This is a genomic window from Vibrio sp. 947, from assembly GCF_033339115.1.
GTDB classification, from domain to species: domain Bacteria; phylum Pseudomonadota; class Gammaproteobacteria; order Enterobacterales; family Vibrionaceae; genus Vibrio; species Vibrio alginolyticus.
On record NZ_JAWOTX010000001.1, the window covers coordinates 126,774 to 144,987 of the forward strand.

Annotated in this window: 15 protein-coding genes and 1 pseudogene; 5 read left to right on the plus strand and 11 right to left on the minus strand. The window is 45.5% G+C overall.

From position 1 onward, the window contains the following. Positions 1 to 30 precede the first annotated feature (30 nt). Genes R7Q39_RS00565 through norV form a run of 3 tightly spaced genes read right to left on the minus strand, consistent with a single transcriptional unit; the run spans position 31 to position 3,073 of the window. On the minus strand, positions 31 to 369 hold the full coding sequence (locus R7Q39_RS00565; protein WP_054701793.1) for a DUF1971 domain-containing protein: 339 nt from the start codon (positions 367 to 369) through the stop codon (positions 31 to 33). Between the two features lie 42 nt (positions 370 to 411). Continuing rightward, positions 412 to 1,560 carry an NADH:flavorubredoxin reductase NorW gene (gene norW / locus R7Q39_RS00570; protein ID WP_169628850.1) on the minus strand — a complete coding sequence of 383 codons (1,149 nt, stop codon included), beginning with the start codon at positions 1,558 to 1,560 and terminating at the stop codon, positions 412 to 414. A gap of 10 nt (positions 1,561 to 1,570) precedes the next feature. Beyond that, positions 1,571 to 3,073, minus strand: coding sequence for an anaerobic nitric oxide reductase flavorubredoxin (gene norV / locus R7Q39_RS00575; protein ID WP_169628849.1), 1,503 nt, complete (start codon positions 3,071 to 3,073; stop codon positions 1,571 to 1,573). A 190-nt stretch (positions 3,074 to 3,263) separates the two neighbouring features. Here norV and norR point away from each other — a divergent pair, with 190 nt between their 5' ends. The 4 genes from norR (at position 3,264) to azu (ending at position 7,421) form a co-directional block, all read left to right on the plus strand. Then, on the plus strand, positions 3,264 to 4,796 hold the full coding sequence (gene norR / locus R7Q39_RS00580) for a nitric oxide reductase transcriptional regulator NorR (RefSeq protein ID WP_169628848.1): 1,533 nt from the start codon (positions 3,264 to 3,266) through the stop codon (positions 4,794 to 4,796). A 398-nt stretch (positions 4,797 to 5,194) separates the two neighbouring features. Beyond that, complete coding sequence (locus R7Q39_RS00585) at positions 5,195 to 5,713, plus strand: hypothetical protein (protein WP_005375218.1); 519 nt, start codon at positions 5,195 to 5,197, stop codon at positions 5,711 to 5,713. 269 nt (positions 5,714 to 5,982) lie between these two features. After that, entirely contained in the window at positions 5,983 to 6,633 is a 651-nt protein-coding gene (locus R7Q39_RS00590) for an HAD family hydrolase (RefSeq protein ID WP_054701790.1), read from the plus strand. 335 nt (positions 6,634 to 6,968) lie between these two features. Next, positions 6,969 to 7,421 carry an azurin gene (gene azu, locus R7Q39_RS00595; protein WP_005375211.1) on the plus strand — a complete coding sequence of 151 codons (453 nt, stop codon included), beginning with the start codon at positions 6,969 to 6,971 and terminating at the stop codon, positions 7,419 to 7,421. A 226-nt stretch (positions 7,422 to 7,647) separates the two neighbouring features. Here the strand turns inward: azu and R7Q39_RS00600 are convergent, their stop codons facing one another. From R7Q39_RS00600 to R7Q39_RS00625, 6 genes and pseudogenes are all read right to left on the minus strand, one after another. Continuing rightward, on the minus strand, positions 7,648 to 7,998 hold the full coding sequence (locus tag R7Q39_RS00600) for an ethanolamine utilization protein EutQ (RefSeq protein ID WP_017635301.1): 351 nt from the start codon (positions 7,996 to 7,998) through the stop codon (positions 7,648 to 7,650). Beyond that, the gene (locus tag R7Q39_RS00605) at positions 7,995 to 9,311 is read right to left on the minus strand and encodes an NAD(P)/FAD-dependent oxidoreductase (protein ID WP_005385877.1); all 1,317 of its coding nucleotides are present in this window, start codon (positions 9,309 to 9,311) and stop codon (positions 7,995 to 7,997) included. The genes R7Q39_RS00600 and R7Q39_RS00605 overlap by 4 nt, the downstream gene beginning before the upstream one ends. 12 nt (positions 9,312 to 9,323) lie before the next feature. Next, complete coding sequence (locus tag R7Q39_RS00610) at positions 9,324 to 10,607, minus strand: NAD(P)/FAD-dependent oxidoreductase (protein ID WP_230849482.1); 1,284 nt, start codon at positions 10,605 to 10,607, stop codon at positions 9,324 to 9,326. Then, positions 10,596 to 10,757 (minus strand): annotated as a pseudogene (locus R7Q39_RS00615) (rubredoxin); the annotation flags it as partial. The gene R7Q39_RS00610 and the pseudogene R7Q39_RS00615, both read right to left, overlap by 12 nt. A gap of 142 nt (positions 10,758 to 10,899) precedes the next feature. After that, complete coding sequence (locus tag R7Q39_RS00620) at positions 10,900 to 12,336, minus strand: aldehyde dehydrogenase family protein (protein ID WP_005385881.1); 1,437 nt, start codon at positions 12,334 to 12,336, stop codon at positions 10,900 to 10,902. Position 12,337: 1 nt separating this feature from the next. Beyond that, the gene (locus R7Q39_RS00625; RefSeq protein WP_053307899.1) at positions 12,338 to 13,525 is read right to left on the minus strand and encodes an aromatic ring-hydroxylating oxygenase subunit alpha; all 1,188 of its coding nucleotides are present in this window, start codon (positions 13,523 to 13,525) and stop codon (positions 12,338 to 12,340) included. Positions 13,526 to 13,844: 319 nt separating this feature from the next. Here R7Q39_RS00625 and R7Q39_RS00630 point away from each other — a divergent pair, with 319 nt between their 5' ends. Further along, positions 13,845 to 15,581, plus strand: a complete 1,737-nt coding sequence (locus R7Q39_RS00630) for a BCCT family transporter (protein WP_031778888.1) — start codon at positions 13,845 to 13,847, stop codon at positions 15,579 to 15,581. Positions 15,582 to 15,675: 94 nt separating this feature from the next. Here R7Q39_RS00630 and gcvA read toward each other — a convergent pair whose 3' ends face one another. Both gcvA and R7Q39_RS00640 read right to left on the minus strand, forming a co-directional pair. Next, on the minus strand, positions 15,676 to 16,602 hold the full coding sequence (gcvA, locus tag R7Q39_RS00635) for a transcriptional regulator GcvA (RefSeq protein WP_005375182.1): 927 nt from the start codon (positions 16,600 to 16,602) through the stop codon (positions 15,676 to 15,678). A 247-nt stretch (positions 16,603 to 16,849) separates the two neighbouring features. Beyond that, positions 16,850 to 18,214 (minus strand): TrkH family potassium uptake protein, encoded by a 1,365-nt coding sequence (locus tag R7Q39_RS00640; protein ID WP_318075651.1) that lies wholly within the window; start codon positions 18,212 to 18,214, stop codon positions 16,850 to 16,852.

Genomic DNA, 18,214 nt, shown 5'->3' on the forward strand with positions numbered 1-18,214 from the left:
CTTAACAGTCAAAGCACTTACAAAGGTTCACTACTGCTTAGCGTGGAACATCGCTTGCCCACTCTTGTCTTTATTCGACCAGAAATTGATGTTGAACTGAGCATCATCGCTCATCTCAATACGGTGCCAGTACTGCGGTGGGCTGGTAGCAAACTGGCCTGCATTAATCACCACCACTACTTCTGCTTCTGTTGCGTGTTCATCAGCAAAGCCGTAGTAGGTCACTTGCCCTTCCATGACGCACAGCTGTCCAAACACTCCCTCAGCGGTATTGTGATGAGTCAGCAGCGCTGCTGGCACATTGTCTTTAGTGAAGAAAGGCGTTGAACGTTGAACAGTCCAGTCTTTGGGAATTCGTAGATGCGACATAATGATACCCTCTCTAATTACAATTCTTTTCGTTTAAATCGGTTAAGCCTGCGCGGCTTGAGACAACTCTCGAAGTAATGGAAATGCTTGCGTAACTTGCTCTCCCGTCACGACGAAGCCCATAAGTCGGCTATTTTCATCTTCTGCCTTAGCGGCAATGCCTGTTTGAGAAATCTGCACGATCCAGTTCGTCACCGAACTAAAATCGCCTGCCAATTGAATTGGGTAGCTCGGCGTTTTCACCTTTACCATCATAGGCGGTAGTTTCAGCTCTGCTTCTTGCCCTAGTAGCTGTTTGCCCAAAGCATTGGCACTTAGCACGATCGGTTGGAGGTACGGCATCATTCGACCTTGGATCTCAGCACAATCGCCTAATGCAAATACATTAGCTACTGATGTCTGTAATCGAGCATCCACCTCGATGCCTTTGTTCACGCTCACCCCACAAGCCTTCGCTAACCAAGTGTTAGCACGTAAACCCGCCGCTGAAATCACTACATCGGCTTCGATTGCTTTACCTTTGCTCAAGCTTGCCACCAGCGAATCATCTGAGTGATTGATCGCAACTACCCCAGTCTCCAAGGCAAGTTGAATACCTTGCTGCTTAAGTTGGTTTTCGAGCGGCAATGCGATGAATTCAGGAATCAAGTTAGCGAGCAAACGGGAATTTGGCTCAACCACCGTAACCGCTTTACCACTGGTTGCGAGATCCATGGCGATCTCGACGCCGATCAAACCACCACCCATTACTAGAATTCGTTCCGCACGGCTGATTTGCTCTTCCGCTAATTGATATTCTTGTAGCGAGTTCAGCGTTATCACCTCAGGTGCTGCATCGCCAGATATTGGCGGCACAAAAGCTTTCGCGCCTGTCGCAAACACCAGTTTGGAGTAAGGATAGGTTTGGCCGTTGGCGACCACTTGCTGAGCTTGCACGTCGACATGCTCAATCATGGTATGGGCGAGCAGTTCGATGTTGTGTTCCTGTGCGAACGCCTCACCACTTTTAACTACCAAGTCTTGGGCGGTTTGCTTGTTGCTGAATACATGACTCAAATCAGGCTTGTTGTATTCCGCGCCATCATCAGCAGTAAACACTTGCAGCGGAATATGTGCGTCCATTCGACGCACTGTTTTCACCAATTGGTAAGCCGCAAAGCCGCTACCAATAATCACAATAGGTGCTTGCATATTCGCCCCCTTACCCGTTGTATTCGACAAAGACGTCTTTACCCAAGTGACATTCTGGGCACAAGAAGTAATCTGGCACTTCAGACCATGCCGTACCCGGTTCAACGCCTTGATTAGGCTCGCCTTTAGCTGGGTCGTATACCCAATTACAAACGGTGCAAACCATGCATTGGCAATCTGCAGGATGCGCCTCGGCACTAGGGTTGCTAGGAGCAGCATCTACTACCGCTTGTGTTGCTACTTGTGCAGCGGGTTGTGATTGAACTTGTGGTGCAGACGCAGCAATCGCCGGAGCAAGAACAGGACTAGTCAGGTCATGCTTTGCCCACAATTTCGCGATGTTCTGACCATGTTCGCGACATTCACGCATCGCTTTACCATCTGGTCGCCATTTTGTTTTCAAGCTCACTGCGGTTTCAAAGCCTGCGTCAGTCAATCGAGCATGGATACGATCCACCGCACCACCGTTCCAACCGTAGCTACCGAACGCAGCGGCTTTCTTCGCCTTAAAGCGCAGACCGGTAATTTCTTCTAGCATGCCTGCGATCTTCGGCATCATGACGTTATTCATGGTAGAAGAACCAACCAAGATGCCTTTTGAGCGGAATACGTTGGCGAGAATTTCATTCTTATCATGCTTAGAGACATTAAAGACTTTGACCGCCACGCCAGGGTCGACATCGTGAATGCCTTGCGCAATGGCATCGGCCATCATTCGAGTGTTGTTTGACATTGAATCGTAGAAAATCGTAATGCGATCTTCTTGATAATTGTCTGCCCATGCTAAGTATTGCTCGATGATTTGAACCGGATTATCGCGCCATACAATACCGTGTGACGTGGCGATCATGTCGACAGGCAAATTGAAGCTCAGCACTTCTTTGATTTTAGCGGTTACCAAGCTGCTGAATGGCGTTAAGATGTTTGAGTAGTAACGCAAACACTGTTCCATCAACTCATTTTGATCCACTTCATCATTGAATAAGCGTTCATCGCAGTAGTGCTGACCAAATGCGTCGTTACTGAATAACACTGCATCGCCCGTTAGGTAAGTCATCATACTGTCCGGCCAATGCAGCATCGGCGCTTCCACGAAGACCAATTGCTTACCGTTACCAATATCAATGCTATCGCCCGTTTTTACGGTTTTGAAGTTCCACTCAGGATGGTGATGATGACCCACAATCGAATCAATCGCCGCTTCTGTACAGTAAATTGGCGTGTTCGGAATCTTCTCCATCAATGCCGACAATGCGCCTGAGTGATCTTCTTCAGCATGGTTTACTACGATAAAGTCGATAGACTTAAGGTCGATTTCCATTTCTAAATTTTGGATGAATTGTTGACTGAATCGATGATCGACCGTATCAACCAATACGGTTTTCTCTTCACGAATTAGATAACTGTTGTAGCTGGTACCTTTTGTCATTTTGTATTCTGTACCGTGGAAGTCTTGAACTTCCCAATCGCGTTGACCTACCCAGTGAATGTTGTTTTTTACGTGAATTGTCATAATTACTACCTTGAATGACGGGATAAACAAAAATAATTTCTTCTTGTATTGCACTGGGCGTGCCAACTTTTAATTACTATATATTTCAAAACCTTAATTAAAAATCAACTTTAACAAGTGTCATTTAGACACAGTTGAAAATTGTCATTAAGACACTACAATAGTCATATTGACACAACTGGTATTGGCTATGACTTCTTTAATCGCACAATGGCTACACATCACGCAAGACCTTAACTCGGCGCTCACTCAACAGGCTCGCTTCGATACGTTATTAACCACGATTCGAGATGTATTGAAGTGTGACTCTTCTGCCCTTCTTTTGTATGAAGACCAGCACTTTAAACCTTTAGCGATCAATGGATTGGCGAAAGAAGTGCTTGGACGCCGTTTTTCCATTGAGCAGCACCCAAGATTAGAAGCCATTGCCCGAGCAGGCGATATCGTGCGCTTTCCCTCCGACAGCGACTTACCTGATCCATACGATGGCTTGATTCCAAACCACGATGACAAACTGCATGTCCATTCCTGCATTGGTTTACCTCTGCTGATCGACGATCAACTGATTGGTGCCATTACGATTGACGCCTTCGACCCCAATCAATTTGATGGGCTACGCAACCAAGAGTTACGTTTTGTCAGCGCGTTGGCAGCAGGTGGCCTACACACTGCACTCCTACTAGAACAACTAGAGACACAAGCGAGCCTGCCACGTGACTCTTACGCTGAGAAACGCACCTTGAGCAACGAAATCATTGGCAACTCTCAGGGAATGAAGAATCTTCAAGAGCAGATTGATGCAGTCGCCGATACGGAATTGTCCGTGCTGGTCATGGGCGAAACGGGCGTAGGTAAAGAGTTGGTTGCCAGCGCTATTCACCATCGTTCTAGCCGCTCGAACAATACCTTGGTTTACCTCAACTGTGCAGCGCTGCCCGAATCGGTCGCGGAAAGCGAGTTGTTCGGACATATCAAAGGCGCATTTACGGGCGCAATCAGCAATCGTAAAGGTAAGTTCGAACAAGCCGATGGCGGCACACTATTTTTGGATGAAGTCGGCGAACTGTCGTTAGAGCTGCAAGCCAAGTTACTTCGAGCTCTACAATATGGAGACATTCAACGTGTGGGTGATGACCGCCATATTCGAGTCAACACACGCATCGTCGCCGCCACAAACCGTATATTGCATGAAGAAGTGACTGCTGGTCGCTTCCGAGCCGACTTGTATCATCGTTTAAGTGTCTTCCCGCTTCATGTTCCACCTCTTCGTGAACGTGAAGACGATGTGGTATTACTCGCAGGCTTTTTTGCCGAACGCTTAAGAAGCAAATTGGGATTGAACAGCATTCGTTTGTCCCCCACTTTAGTGCAAGCACTCAAAGACTATTCATGGCCAGGCAACGTGCGAGAGCTTGAGCATGTAATTAAACGTGCCGGTGTTTTGGCAAAAGCACGTACTCACGCCATGGACATTGAGTTGGTTGAGCAAGATTTTGATATTCGAACGCCGAATCAGAACATCAAGAACGTTGAAGAAACGGAGCAAAACTCTCGGCTTGAGCTACCAGAAGGTGGATTAAAGCCTGCCACAGACGCCTTCCAAAAAGCGATGATTGTTCGAGCACTGGAAGAAAACCAAGGCAACTGGGCAGCAACGGCACGTCAGCTTGAATTAGATAACGGTAATTTACACCGGTTAGCAAAACGCCTAGGGATAAAATAGACACTAACGAATATCACCTAATATGGCATATTCATCGCCAAATAATGTGCCTGATGCCCAACCGCGCACTCAGCCCACCATAAGTAGTGAGCTGAGTGCTCAGATAGAATAGCCACCTAAGTTTGACGGTATTTTCTTCTAAATTTTATTGTCTTGAACCACCTCACAGATTTAATAACCCTTAACAATAAACACAATAATAGTTAAGGTATTTTTATGAGCTAGATCTAATAAAATTAAATATATAGTATTTATTTTAAGAATTTAAACTTTCAAAGTTCATCATAATAAATACAACCTCTATATATACACTTTACCTTCAAAAAACATCAAAATATAATCCCTTCGATAAAAACACTTAAATGAATTTAACTGTATAAAAGTGAGGAGAATAAAATATGGGATATGGGGCGACAGTATATTCATTAGATACTGAAAAGGTTTTTAACGTACTAAAGAATGAGCGTAATCCAGAGCTAGAAAAAGCCATCATGGAAAGGTGTCAAGACTCCTTTAAAGTGATTAATGAAATGCTGGAAAGTAGTGGCGAAAGCATCCGAGCTGAAGAGCTTCTTATGCAAATGTTGTCTGAAGAGATAAAATACAGTCACTTAGGTTACGCCTATGCTTACTTGCTTGAAGCTATATGTAAGATAACTGGTTATTACTTATCCAATAACTCTTGGTATCCTTGCGATGTAAACGATTTCTGCGATATTCCATTCACTAATACCGATTATCCTATAAAATTCCCATTCCCTGACGATTTCCCTGTTGTTTTTATGATAAAAAATCAAGATATTCACCAAGATAACGTTGACTTCGGAGGCTTATCAGAGCAACAAATATCTGAAGTCAAGAGCTGGTACACTCATGCAGTCGTAAACAATCGTGACTTGGTATTATTTTATTATTAATTTCAACTATTAATAAATTATCCAATAGTTAAAATAACAATAGAATATTAATAAAACTCTAGCTTATATTAAGATAGAGTTTTATCTATTTAACTGAAATTTTTCTAATTTTAAAAACATTATATTTCACACCTAGTTTATAGACTCTGTGTATAGTGTGTTCAGAGGCAATGTGAACTCATAGGATCAAAATCAAGTTCTAATTTTTAGAAGAAAAACCGATCTGCTTGTGTCAAAATGCGCCATCCCAACCAAAAAGTCTTAATGTAATGAACTACCAAGCTGCTATTTTTGATATGGATGGTTTGCTCCTTGATACTGAGCGCGTCTGTATGCATATTTTCCAAGAAGCATGTGAAGCCCAGAACCTACCCTTCTATAAAGATGTTTATCTTTCAATCATTGGTCGCAATGCAGCGGGCATTGAAGTGATTTTTCGTAAAGCTTATGGGGATGATCTTGACCGCTTACACCAAGAGTGGCGCGACCGTTACGACGCTGTGGTTAAGCACCAAGCGATACCAGTAAAAGAAGGGGTGATTGAGCTGCTTGAGTGGTTGAAAAGCCAAGGGTTGCCAATTGCAGTCGCCACTTCTACAGCAAAAGAAGTGGCACAGAAGAAGTTGGAATTAGTGGGCCTAAGCAAGTATTTCGACAACTTAACGACGGGCTGTGAAGTGTCACACGGCAAACCTGATCCAGAGATCTACCTGCTTGCAGCAAGTCGTCTAAGCGTAGATCCAACCAAATGTCTCGCCTTTGAAGATTCAAATAATGGCGTGCGTGCTGCGGTAGCAGCGAACATGATCACTTATCAAATTCCTGATTTGGTTGAGCCTTGTGACGAAATAAAGCAATTAGGCCATACTGTCGCACCTTCACTGCATGATGTGCTGCACACGTTAAAACAAACTCGCTAGGTTTACTTGTCATCTGTTCTCTAGAAGCTCAGCAATCTAGCTGAGCTTCTTTCTCGAAACCTCTCCAATACCTTAAAACCAAACGATTCTGCCACCCGTTTAGCGAGATTAATTTCACCTTAACTCTGGCTAATCACGACTTTTGATTTAACTCACGCAATCGCATGAAATAAGGCATTTGAGTGATCAAATAGCGGAACTGACCAGTACAAGCTTGCAACAAAACGTCAATATACCGATTGAAGCACGTTTTTGGAGTAAAAATTGGCTGATAATGAGAACTATTGGATAAGATCAATCCAAGTCAGCCTAAAATACAAAATGGAGAGTGTTATATGTCTTTACGTTTATTAGCAACAACCTTCGCATTAGTAGGAATGAGCTTTGGTGCCCAAGCCAGTGCCGAGTGTGAAGTGTCATTAGATGCTAACGATATGATGCAGTTTTCTACTAAAACATTGAGCGTACCAGCCACTTGTAAAGAGGTAAAACTAACGCTGAATCACACAGGTAAGATGCCAGCGCAATCGATGGGTCACAACGTGGTCATCTCTGACACAGCCAACCTACAAGCAGTCGGTACTGATGGCATGGCAGCTGGAGCAGAAAATAACTACGTAAAACCAAATGATGATCGCGTCTACGCTCACACAAAAGTAATTGGTGGCGGTGAAAGCACCAGCATTACGTTCAGTACTGAGAAAATGAAAGCCGGCGGTGACTATTCATTCTTCTGTTCGTTCCCGGGTCACTGGGCAATCATGCAGGGTAAATTTGAGCTAAAATAAAAGATTCAGCCAAGCCAAAAGAAGACTCATTATAGGGAAGCCAAGGCTTCCCTTTTTGATAGATAAAATAGCAATTGAGAAAGGTCTAACACGTCTGGAAACGTGACCAAGAAACATAGCAAGTAAGAAACCCTTGCTCCACTGAGATTAAGTTCTTTTACGAAAACTCATGGGTAAAAATCGGATTTTTGTTTTGCCTTTCCGAAACACTACTAAATGATAAAAGTCATTCAATACCATGTAACTCTTTCCAGTTTCCTGGATGAACCACATAGCCGAACAGAGCATGCCCACCATAAACCAATTCAGTCCCTTCCGGTATCCACAGCATCTGACCTGGGTGCACAAAATGTGTTTCACCATTTGCGGTCAGCTCGAAACAGCCTTCAATCACGAAAATAACCTCATCATAAAGCACTGTCCAAGCCACTTTAGCGCCTTCCCATTTAGCAAAGCCTACGCCTATGTTTGGTGAAATTTCTGGGCTTAACGCCCTGGCAACATACGCCATTCCCGGCGTATCACCACGAACATTGAAATCTAGACTTTTACTATCAACAAGTTTGACTGGCTTCATAATTCACTCCGGCTTTGCCATTTTGCTAATTGGATACGCGTTTTTACTCCCAAACCTAAAAAAGGCTCTGGCGGATTCAAACAAGGCATTCCTGTCACTTGCTGTATGTCATCCAATGATTTAGATGTCGCACCAACGACATAGTCAGCTAACAGTGTTCCAGAAATGGTTCCCCACGCAGCACCAACACCATTGTCACAAGCGCTGGCATAAACACCTTCATCTAATTGACCGAAAAAGTTAGTAAAGTTACGAGAGATTGCATACACCCCACCCCATGTGTGAGTAAATGGTACGTCGGCCAGCTCGGGATAACGCGCCAGAAAGACCTGACGATGATCGTCGCGAATTTGTTCTCTGACTTTATCGTTCATGCTTGAGCCATATTTCGGCACGTGTTTGTAAGTATTGCGGATCAAAATACGTCGATCGGCGGTCATACGTAACGTCGTTCCCGCATGATCAGCTGGAGTTAACCCCCAATTCAGCTCACCTCCGTATCGTTGCATTTCTGCGTCGGTTAATGGACGCGTCCAGCTTGCAAACGTCATCACTGGAAGTAGTCTGTTTTTAAGATAACCAAACTCCCGAGTAAAAATGCTGGTCCCAAGCAGCAGTTCAGGGGTTTCAACAGAGCCACTATCTCCATGTAATACCCAGCAACCGTTTTCTTTACTGAGCTTGCGGATTGGCGAGTTTTCTAACACCTCGACATTCTCTGGAAGGCTTTCCCCTAGCCCACGCACCAGAGCAGCAGGTTGCATTAAATAACCACCTGGCGTGTAAATTGCGCGGCTGTAGTAATTTGTCCCTAAGACTTTCGCAAGCTCACTGCCATTAACATGGAAGTATGGTTCGCCAAGGTCTTTCATTAGGTGCTCAAAGTGATCGAGATATGCTTCACCGCGCGCCCCTACGGCTCCTTGATATTTGCCCTTTGCTGACCACTGACAAGAAATACTGTGCTTCGACACTAAAGTGTTTAGCTGAGCAATCGCAGAACGGTTGAGTGATAATAACTTTTGCTTGTGCTCAGGGTCGGGATGCTCAAGTGAAAACTTATGAGGCAAATCGATAACAAAGCCCGAATTTCTTCCTGAAGCCCCTTGGCCGATACGTTGCGCATCAATCAGTATAATTCGTGCATTAGGCATAAGTTCAGCTAAACGTCTTGCCATAGCTAGGCCTGCGAAACCGGCACCTAACACGGCATAGTCAGCACTTTGTTTACCTTTTAACGCCGATTTTTCTGGAATACTTGGCAACGCATGATACCAACCACACGTCACGTCATCATTGGGTAAATGAATCATCTTTTTTCTCCGCTACGCTGCTGACAGTTTCAATGACAATTGATCTAGCCAAGGGCCGCGTAATGACTGTACTTTTCTTCCTAGCAACGCAAAACCGAGCATTGCTCCTTCTGGTGAATAAAACGCAGCGGTCAATTCATCTGCTTGGTTCTCGATGTACCATTGTCCCTGTTCTTCAGCGGCTACCGGGAAAATCGTGAGTGGAAGAATCGGCGTTTTTACAATCACTGGAGTTGGTGTTAACGAGATAGAGGCGACATCGCCTAGCAAGCTTTTCGCTACAGAAGGGATCATTTGATTAATCGGCGCAATATAGGGCTGCCACCCGTGATCAGTTTCAACACAATCACCTAGCGAGTAAATATTCTCATCACTCGTCTGGCCGAATTGATTCACTTTAATGCCGCGGCCCACTTCGAGCCCTGCTTGCTCAGCCAGAGAAACATTTGGCTTGAGTCCAACCGCGCTTAGCACTAGGTCTGCTTCAATCTGCTTGCCACTGTTTAGATGCAAAACCGCGCTTGATTCGGACCTTGGCTCGATTCTGGCGATACTGTCTTGTAGAGCCCATTGCACGCCTCGATCGGCAAGTGCGCTTTGTAATGATTCACCCAACTGTTGCGGGATCAAACGCTCCATTGGCCATTGACCCAACCCGATAACTGTTACTTCATAACCGCTTTCGATCAGATCATTTGCGAACTCACAGCCAATTAAGCCATCACCTAGGATCGCGATGCGCTTTTTGTCTTGCAGCTCCGCTCTGAAACGGCGGTAATCAACTAAGTCGTTCACACTCATAACCCAAGAGCGATCGCCCTCAATTGGGATTTCAATCGGTGATGCACCTGTTGCCAGTACCAAGCGGCTGTAGGCGTATTTACCGATGGAGGTATGTAACGTTGAATTGGCACGATCGATCTGTTCAACACGGGTATGCGGGTAAACTCGGATATTGAGACGGCTTTCCCACTCCAACGCGCTCTCACTTTGTAGCGCGTCGCCGTCTTTATTCATGACCAGTGCATTAGACAATGCTGGTTTGCTGTACAAAGCGCCATCATCAGCGGTAAAGACAGTGATCGGAACCGTCTCAGATTGCGCTCTAAGTGCCGCCGCCAACTGGTAACCACTGTGGCCACTACCGATGATAACGATAGGGTCATTTGAGAATACAGGTTGAGTAACTTCAGATGGAAGAGGCTGAGCAGTATTTGGCTGAACAGACGCTTCTACCGACGCCGAAGACACCGCTGCAACCTCTTCTAGTGGCGCATCGTCGGTGATTTCGATCATTTCAAAATCGGCCTTACCCACTAAACAGTCAGGACATAACCAGTCATCCGGTACATCTTCCCATGCTGTTCCTGGTGCAATACCATCGGATGGCCAACCTTGTGCTTCATCATAGATTAAGCCGCAAATAATACAGAGCCACTTTCTCATCACTTATACTCCAACTACCTTGTTCAGAATTTCCGTGTTTACAAACCGCTGTCAGATTTGTTGTGATTCCATCAACCTCGCCCTAGCTTGTGGTCTGAAATCCAAGCCGGTATGAGGTGATGAAAATACAGTTACACGGTAGCTATACGTTGCTGTCTTGCTGCAAACGAATGGCAATATTGCGTGTCTGGACGTAGCTATAAATCGCTTCTTGTCCTTTTTCTCGCCCAAACCCGGACAAGCCCACGCCACCAAATGGTGTTTCGATGCCACCAGCAAACCATTCATTGATGAACACTTGTCCACCACGCAGTTGCTGTGCCACACGCAATGTTTGGTTTAGGCTTTCACCAAAGACACCAGCGACCAGGCCAAAATCGGTGCCATTCGCGATTTCAACGGCCTCTTGCTCGGTTTCAAACGGTGTAATTACCAGTACAGGACCAAACACTTCTTCTTGAGCAATACGCATATCTGGTGAGGCTTCAATCACTGTTGGAGCGACAAAGTAACCCGACAAATCAGGGGCGTATCCACCCGTTAGGATGTTCGCGCCGTCGGCTTTTGCTTGTTCTATCATTTCAAGCACGCGCGCTTGTTGATCAGCCGATACCAACGGTGTTATATCCGGCTGGCTTTCACCTTGACCAATGGTTAGGTCTTGCGCCATTTTCACTACCGCCGCTTTTACTTCTTCATAACGCTCTTTTTGAATTAGCAAACGAGACATTGCCGAACAAACTTGACCAGCGTTAAAGAAAATACCGACTTGAACGCTTTGTAAAAGCGTTTCGAGACTCACATCTTTCAGTGCGATAGCGGCCGATTTACCACCCAGCTCCATCACAGATGGTGTGGCGCGTTGCGCTGAATCTTTCAGTATGCGTTGGCCGGTCGGCACAGAACCTGTAAAGACAATTTGATCAACGTCTTGATGCTGCACCAAGTGGCTGCCAACTACGGAGCCTTTGCCACATAGCAAGTTAATCGCGCCTTTTGGGAAACCCGCTTTTTCAATCGCTTTAATCAACAACGTCATAGCGAGTGGGGAAATCTCTGGCGATTTGATCACCACTGCGTTACCAGCAGCTAATGCAGGTGCTAATGAGCGTGCACAAATAGAAACTGGGAAATTCCACGGCACAATCTGCACTGACACACCAAACGGCACATATTGGGTGAAATCGACATAATCTTTACCCAACGGAATTGACGTGCCTTCCAGCTTGTCGGCCATGCCAGCGTAGTATTCGAAGTAACGTGCCGATTCTAAAAACTCATCTTTGGCATCTTGCAAAGATTTCCCATTTTCACGGCAGGCAACTAACCCACCTTCATCAACCATTTCACGAATAGCCGCGGCGGCTTTTAACATCCACTCGGTTCTGACGGCTGGACGAACGTCCGAAAGAACGCCTTGATTGACTACTCGACGTGCCGCTGCCATTGCGCGGTCGGCATCGGTGATAGTGGCTTCTGCAACCGTCGCATACGCTTCGGCTGTGCCAGGGTTCATGACGGTCAGCGCTTGCTCTGAATCGCACCACTCACCATCAATATAATTAAGGTAATGCATCATATTACTGCTCCAGTGCCGCTTTCACTTGCTTTGCCAACCAGGTTTGAAAGAAATGCGTCGGAACATCCATTTCTGGTGAGAACACACCACCACCAAAGCCAGGTGAGTAACGACCTTCCTGCATGCCCTCGACCGCTCCAATATCTTCGCCGAATACGACTCGCCATGACTCAACGGTAGCAGTACGGCACGCAGCGAACTCATCTTTCGTTGCTTCATCACCCACATAGAAAACACGTAGGTGCTCAACACTCTTATTCGCAGTGATTGGTTCAATCATCATCGCAAAGGCATGATCGGCTTGAATACCAAGCAACACGTTTGGAAAGAGTGCAACGTATTCTGCATGACGCAGTTTATCTTCTGGCCAGCTTGGAAATTTAGGTAAGTGTGTTCCTGCAGTATCAGAGAGGTTGTATGCGAGACTACCTTGGCCAGCAAAACGCTCTGCAAACATGATGTTGTAGTGATCCTCTAGGCGAGAATAACTGTTCAAACTCGGATGCACCCAAGGTAAGTGGTAAGCTTCACAGTAGTTTTCTACGGCAAGCTTCCAGTTACTTTTCACTTCTATCTCTAGGTTGCCACCCATGTTCACGCGGCGAAGAAGCCCTAATCCTTCTTCACCTAAGAATTGCTGCCAACGTTGCTCTAGCGGCGCGATATGCTCTTCAAAGCTTTCTGCATTGCCCGATAAGTTGACGAACACCATGTCCATCCAAACGGCTGAACGAAGTGGCTTAAGGCCATGTTTTTCACACTTAAATCGGTCATCTTTGTGTTTTGCGATACCACCAATGTGTGGTGTGCCTTTTAGATTGCCGTCAAGATCGTACGTCCATGAATGGTAAGGACAGCGAATCATGCCTTGAACTTCGCCTGCCTCATGAACCAGCTTCATACCTCGGTGGCTACACACGTTGTGGAAGACTTGGACTTCACCTTGACGATTTCTCATCATGAGTAGTGGAAGATTCATGAAATCAAGTGGCATTACATAACCATTTTTAAGCAGGTCTGATGCAAAACCAATACATACCCAAGTGTTACCAAACACCTGATCACGCTCAAAAGTAAAATACTCTTCGCTGGTGTAGGCCTGATTCGGCATTCCTGTTGCTTCACTGATTGGGTTCAGTACATTATCAACAAGTTCAACAGGAATAATGGTTTGGTTGACATTGCTCATATTCTTATCTCCGAGAGTCGAGTTGCATCCAGTGCGTACAACATCGTGTTGTGTTAGTGGAGATAATTGTGATTAACAACCCGGCAACAAACAAACGACTTTTTCGCCGGGCCTGGATGAGTTTTTGTCATTCATGCATTGATCTCGAACAAAAAAATAACCTTTTAATTAACAATGATCTTCTTGTCATGATTAATACTCATTAACCGATGAGTATTAATCAGTTGAAACACAAAAGCCCTCTCTCTACTCTCTTTCAAAAATTAACAATAACGCAACAAACAATAACGTTAAAACAAACGCACTGTGAGGGATGCCTATGAGAGCAACATCTGGGATATTGAAAGGACTCAATCCGACTGTGACAATCGCATCAAAGATCGTCGTTATCGGTTTTGTACTTTTCTGCGCCATTCTCGCCAATCAAGCGGGCCAATACTTCGAAACGATTTCTGGCATTTTGCTACAGAATATGAAGTGGTTTTACATCGGACTTGTTTCACTCGTTGTCGGTTTTCTTCTTTACCTTATGGTTAGTCGATATGGGCATATTCGTTTGAGTAAAGATGACGAAAAACCAGAGTTTAGTTATTTGTCTTGGGTATCCATGCTTTTTTCCGGAGGCATGGGGATAGGCTTGATTTTCTGGTCGGTCGCCGAACCGATGTGGCATTACGCTGACAACCCATTTACTCAAGGCCTGACCAATGAAGCCGCAACAACATCAATGAAACTGACATTCTTTCACTGGGGTCTACATCCTTGGTCTGTCTTTATCATTGTTGCACTCGCATTAGCTTACTTTTCCTACCGTAAAGATCTGCCTTTTACCCTACGCTCTATCTTGTACCCTTTGATTGGTGATCGTATTTATGGGCCTATCGGGCACACGGTTGATATCCTAACAGTCGCGGTGACTGCTTTCGGTATCTCTCAAACCTTGGGGATGGGAGTTATCCAAATAAACTCTGGTTTGAATCAAGCCTTTGGTCTAGAAATTAGTTTGGGGATTCAACTCTTTATTATCGTTTCCCTTTGTACTTGTGCGGTTGCGTCGGTGCTATCTGGTGTAGGAAAAGGTATTCGCCGTTTATCAGAATGGAACATGCTGCTTTCACTCGCACTCGTGCTAGTCGTACTTTACATTGGTCCAACTCGCTATATCTTAAATACGCTACTTGAAAGCACAGGGCTTTATGCACAAAACATTGTCGGTATGAGCTTATGGAGCGATGCACAGAATGACTCTGGCTGGCAAAACTGGTGGACGGCTTATTACTGGCCTTGGTGGATGACTTGGGCACCTTTCGTTGGCATGTTTGTGGCTCGTATCTCTAAAGGACGCACAATACGTGAACTTATCGGCGGTGCTCTCATCGTACCCACGCTGATCACGTTTTTATGGATTTCAGTATTTGGTGGTGCAGCGTTGAAGGTAGAGCAAGACGCTCGTGTTGCTCATCAAGAGCAAGTCACTGCGGCACAAGAAGCCAAACAAACACCACCTGCGGATTTTTCTGGCGGCCCGATTCTTGAAGCGACTAAAGCCGATACGACACGCGCTTTGTTTACGCTATTCGACAATCTAGATACAGGTATGTTTGGTAAACTACTTAGCGTGCTTGCGTGTCTATTACTCGGTACTTATTTCATTACCTCCGCAGACTCGGGTACCTTGGTTCTATGTACCCTCGATGCCGCTGGGCACAGTGAGCCTCCCACCTCTATACGCGTATTGTGGGGGATCATGATCGCAGCCATTGCGGGAGTACTTCTATACGCAGGAGGGTTAAAAGCAATGCAAACGGCCTCCATTATTGCCGGTTTCCCTATCGCCATTTTTATCGCGGTGATGAGCTTAACGCTGTTTCATAGTATTCGACGCGAACCTAAGCCATGGGCAATGCTTCCAGAGCATGTTCACCCAGAGCAAGAGAAACTTGATGGTCCTGTTGAACCGCTTGTTGAAAGCAAAACAGTGGTTTCCGAGCCTATTGCTTCAACATCCTCACTAAAAGATGATTCCACACTCAATCAGGGACCAGTACTAAGTTAGTGAGTCGTTTCATCAATCAATTAAAACAAAGCGGGAACTGGTACTCCCGCTTTTTTAACATGACCAAACTCTGTTATTTTCTCTGCTTATTGATTTAGGCTAAACCTCGATCACCCACCTCATCTGGCAACTGTTGCAAAAGCCACTCTCTAAAACGCTTGACGCTTGCTGGGATTAAACCTCTATTTTTAGGTTCAAGCATAGAGAAATTGGAAGGTGTTGAAAGCACGTGTTCGACTGGCCTAACTAAAGCACCGCTTTGTAAATAGTCGTCCACTAATGACCCCCAGGCTAACGCGATTCCCTGACCATTAATTGCCGCTTGTAACAGCATTGGATAGTTATTGATGTTCATGCGATTACGAGGCGAAATATTTGGCAATCCTACACTCGCAAACCACTGCTCCCAGTTCACCCAATCTCTTTGAGACTCTTCCAGATAGAGTAACGTTTTATTGAAGATTTCTTCTGGCTCATTAGGCTGGCCGATTTTCTCTAAATAAAGCGGACTACACACAGGGAATACTTCTTCAGAAAATAGCGTTGTCACGTCCATTTCTGCAGGTGGAGTGCGACAATAAAACAAGGCGATATCGCAATCTAATCGGCGTAAGTCCAACACATTATCTGAGGCCAATATCCTTATATCGATGTCATCATGTTCATTTTGAAATTGAGCAACCTTAGGCAACAACCACAAGGCTGCCATTGCATTTGTCGTCGCAACCGTGATCTTTTGTTCGCCCTGCCACTTCTTCACTTCACCCGTGATTTGAGCAATATCGAGCAAAGATTGGCTGACAGCTTGATAATATTGAAGACCTGTAGGCGTTAAATTAATGCTTCGATTGGCTCGCGTGAACATAGCCTTGCCTAAGTATTCTTCTAATTGTCTAATTTGGCGACTGATAGCACCTTGGGTCACGTTTAGTTCGTCAGCGGCTAATGTAAAACTCAAGTGCCGCGCCGACGCTTCAAACGCAACGAGGCTATTTAAAGGTGGGAGGGGTTTGATTTTCATGTATCTTCCAGTAAGGCAGTATTGTAATTATTTTTATTCCCGGCAATCTTATGTTGCACGTGGATAATGCCATTCTGGACAACACCCCAAAAACGACAATTTATAAATGATAAAAAATAGAGATGAATCATAAATTGTTGTGAGAGAGACTGCCGTATACAGTTTCGTGGCTACAACGAGCACAAAAAGAGGAGCAGTTACTCCTCTTTTGCCTAGCCTTTTGCTCACTTTCTTCGAGTTAGCCCATTTACCCTATTGCCAATTTAGTGCTCGCGTAACGCGCTTTTTTCTTTCTTGGACTGGCTAAGAAGTACGCCAAAGTAAGGGGGCCTAATCGTCCCATAAACATCATGAAGATGATCACTAACTCACCCGGTTCGGACAAACTGCCCGTTAAGCCTCGCGACAAACCAACCGTACCCAGTGCCGAGACCGCTTCGAACATAATATCTAACATAGACGCTTTCTCTGTCAGTAACAGCGTGAATATGGCAAACCAAGTCACGCCCACCGAGATCAGAGTCAGCGCCAATGCCTTGCTGATGGTCTCTTTGGGAATCTTGCGTTGAAAGGCATAGGTTGCTTCATCGCGACGCAAATAGCTGTAAGTCGCCAAGACTAACACTATAAATGTCACAACTTTAATGCCACTTGCCGTACTCAATGATCCACCGCCGATAAACATCAACACCAGAATGATCGCCGTTGTGGCATCTTCCAACTGATCGATAGCTAAAGTGTTGAACCCTGCCGTTCTTGGCGTCACCGCTTGAAACCACGATGCCCACCATTTCCCTGCTTCGCTCAAAGGGCCAAGCGTGTTGGGGTTCTCATATTCAATCAGGTAAATGGCGATAAGTGCCACCACGTTAATGATCACCGTGCCTAAGATCATCATTCGACTGTAAACGGTGAGTCGGTGCCAACGGCGATTGCGTTTTAAGTCAATCCAAACCGAGAAGCCTAAACCACCAATAATGAACAAACTGGTAATGGTGAAGTTAACGACCGGGTCGTCCACGTAAGGCATTAAGCTATCGGCACTCAACGCAAAACCTGCATTGTTAAACGCACTGATGGTGTAGAAGAAACCATGGAACAAACTGGTTTTCCAACCCAGCTCTTCACTCCAATAAACGCTCAAAATAGTGAAACCAATAAGTTCAACGAGCAGAGCGAACATCAATACAGATTTAGCAGTGGCAATGAGTGTCGATGAGTCAGTTTGGTTGAACGCCTCTCTCGCGACGGCTCGCTCCAAAAAGCCAATTTTTCCGCCCAGAGCCAGCAAGGTCACGATGGCAAACGTCATTAAACCTAGGCCACCACATTGAATCAGGAAAGCAATAACCACTTGCCCAAAAGGCGTAAACGCCGTGCCCGTGTCCACCACAACTAATCCCGTCACCGTAATGGCCGATGTCGCAGTAAACAGGCTTTGAATCCAAGTGATGGGCTCTGTGGTGGCAATCGGCAGTTTGAGTAAGACCGTGCCGAGCATGATCAAGCACGCAAAGCTGAGGCTAAGTATTAATGGCGGTGCGCCCAACAATTTTTTGCCCGCTTTGGGTTTTCGCTCGATTGGGATAATAGAGGGATGCCACAAAACCAT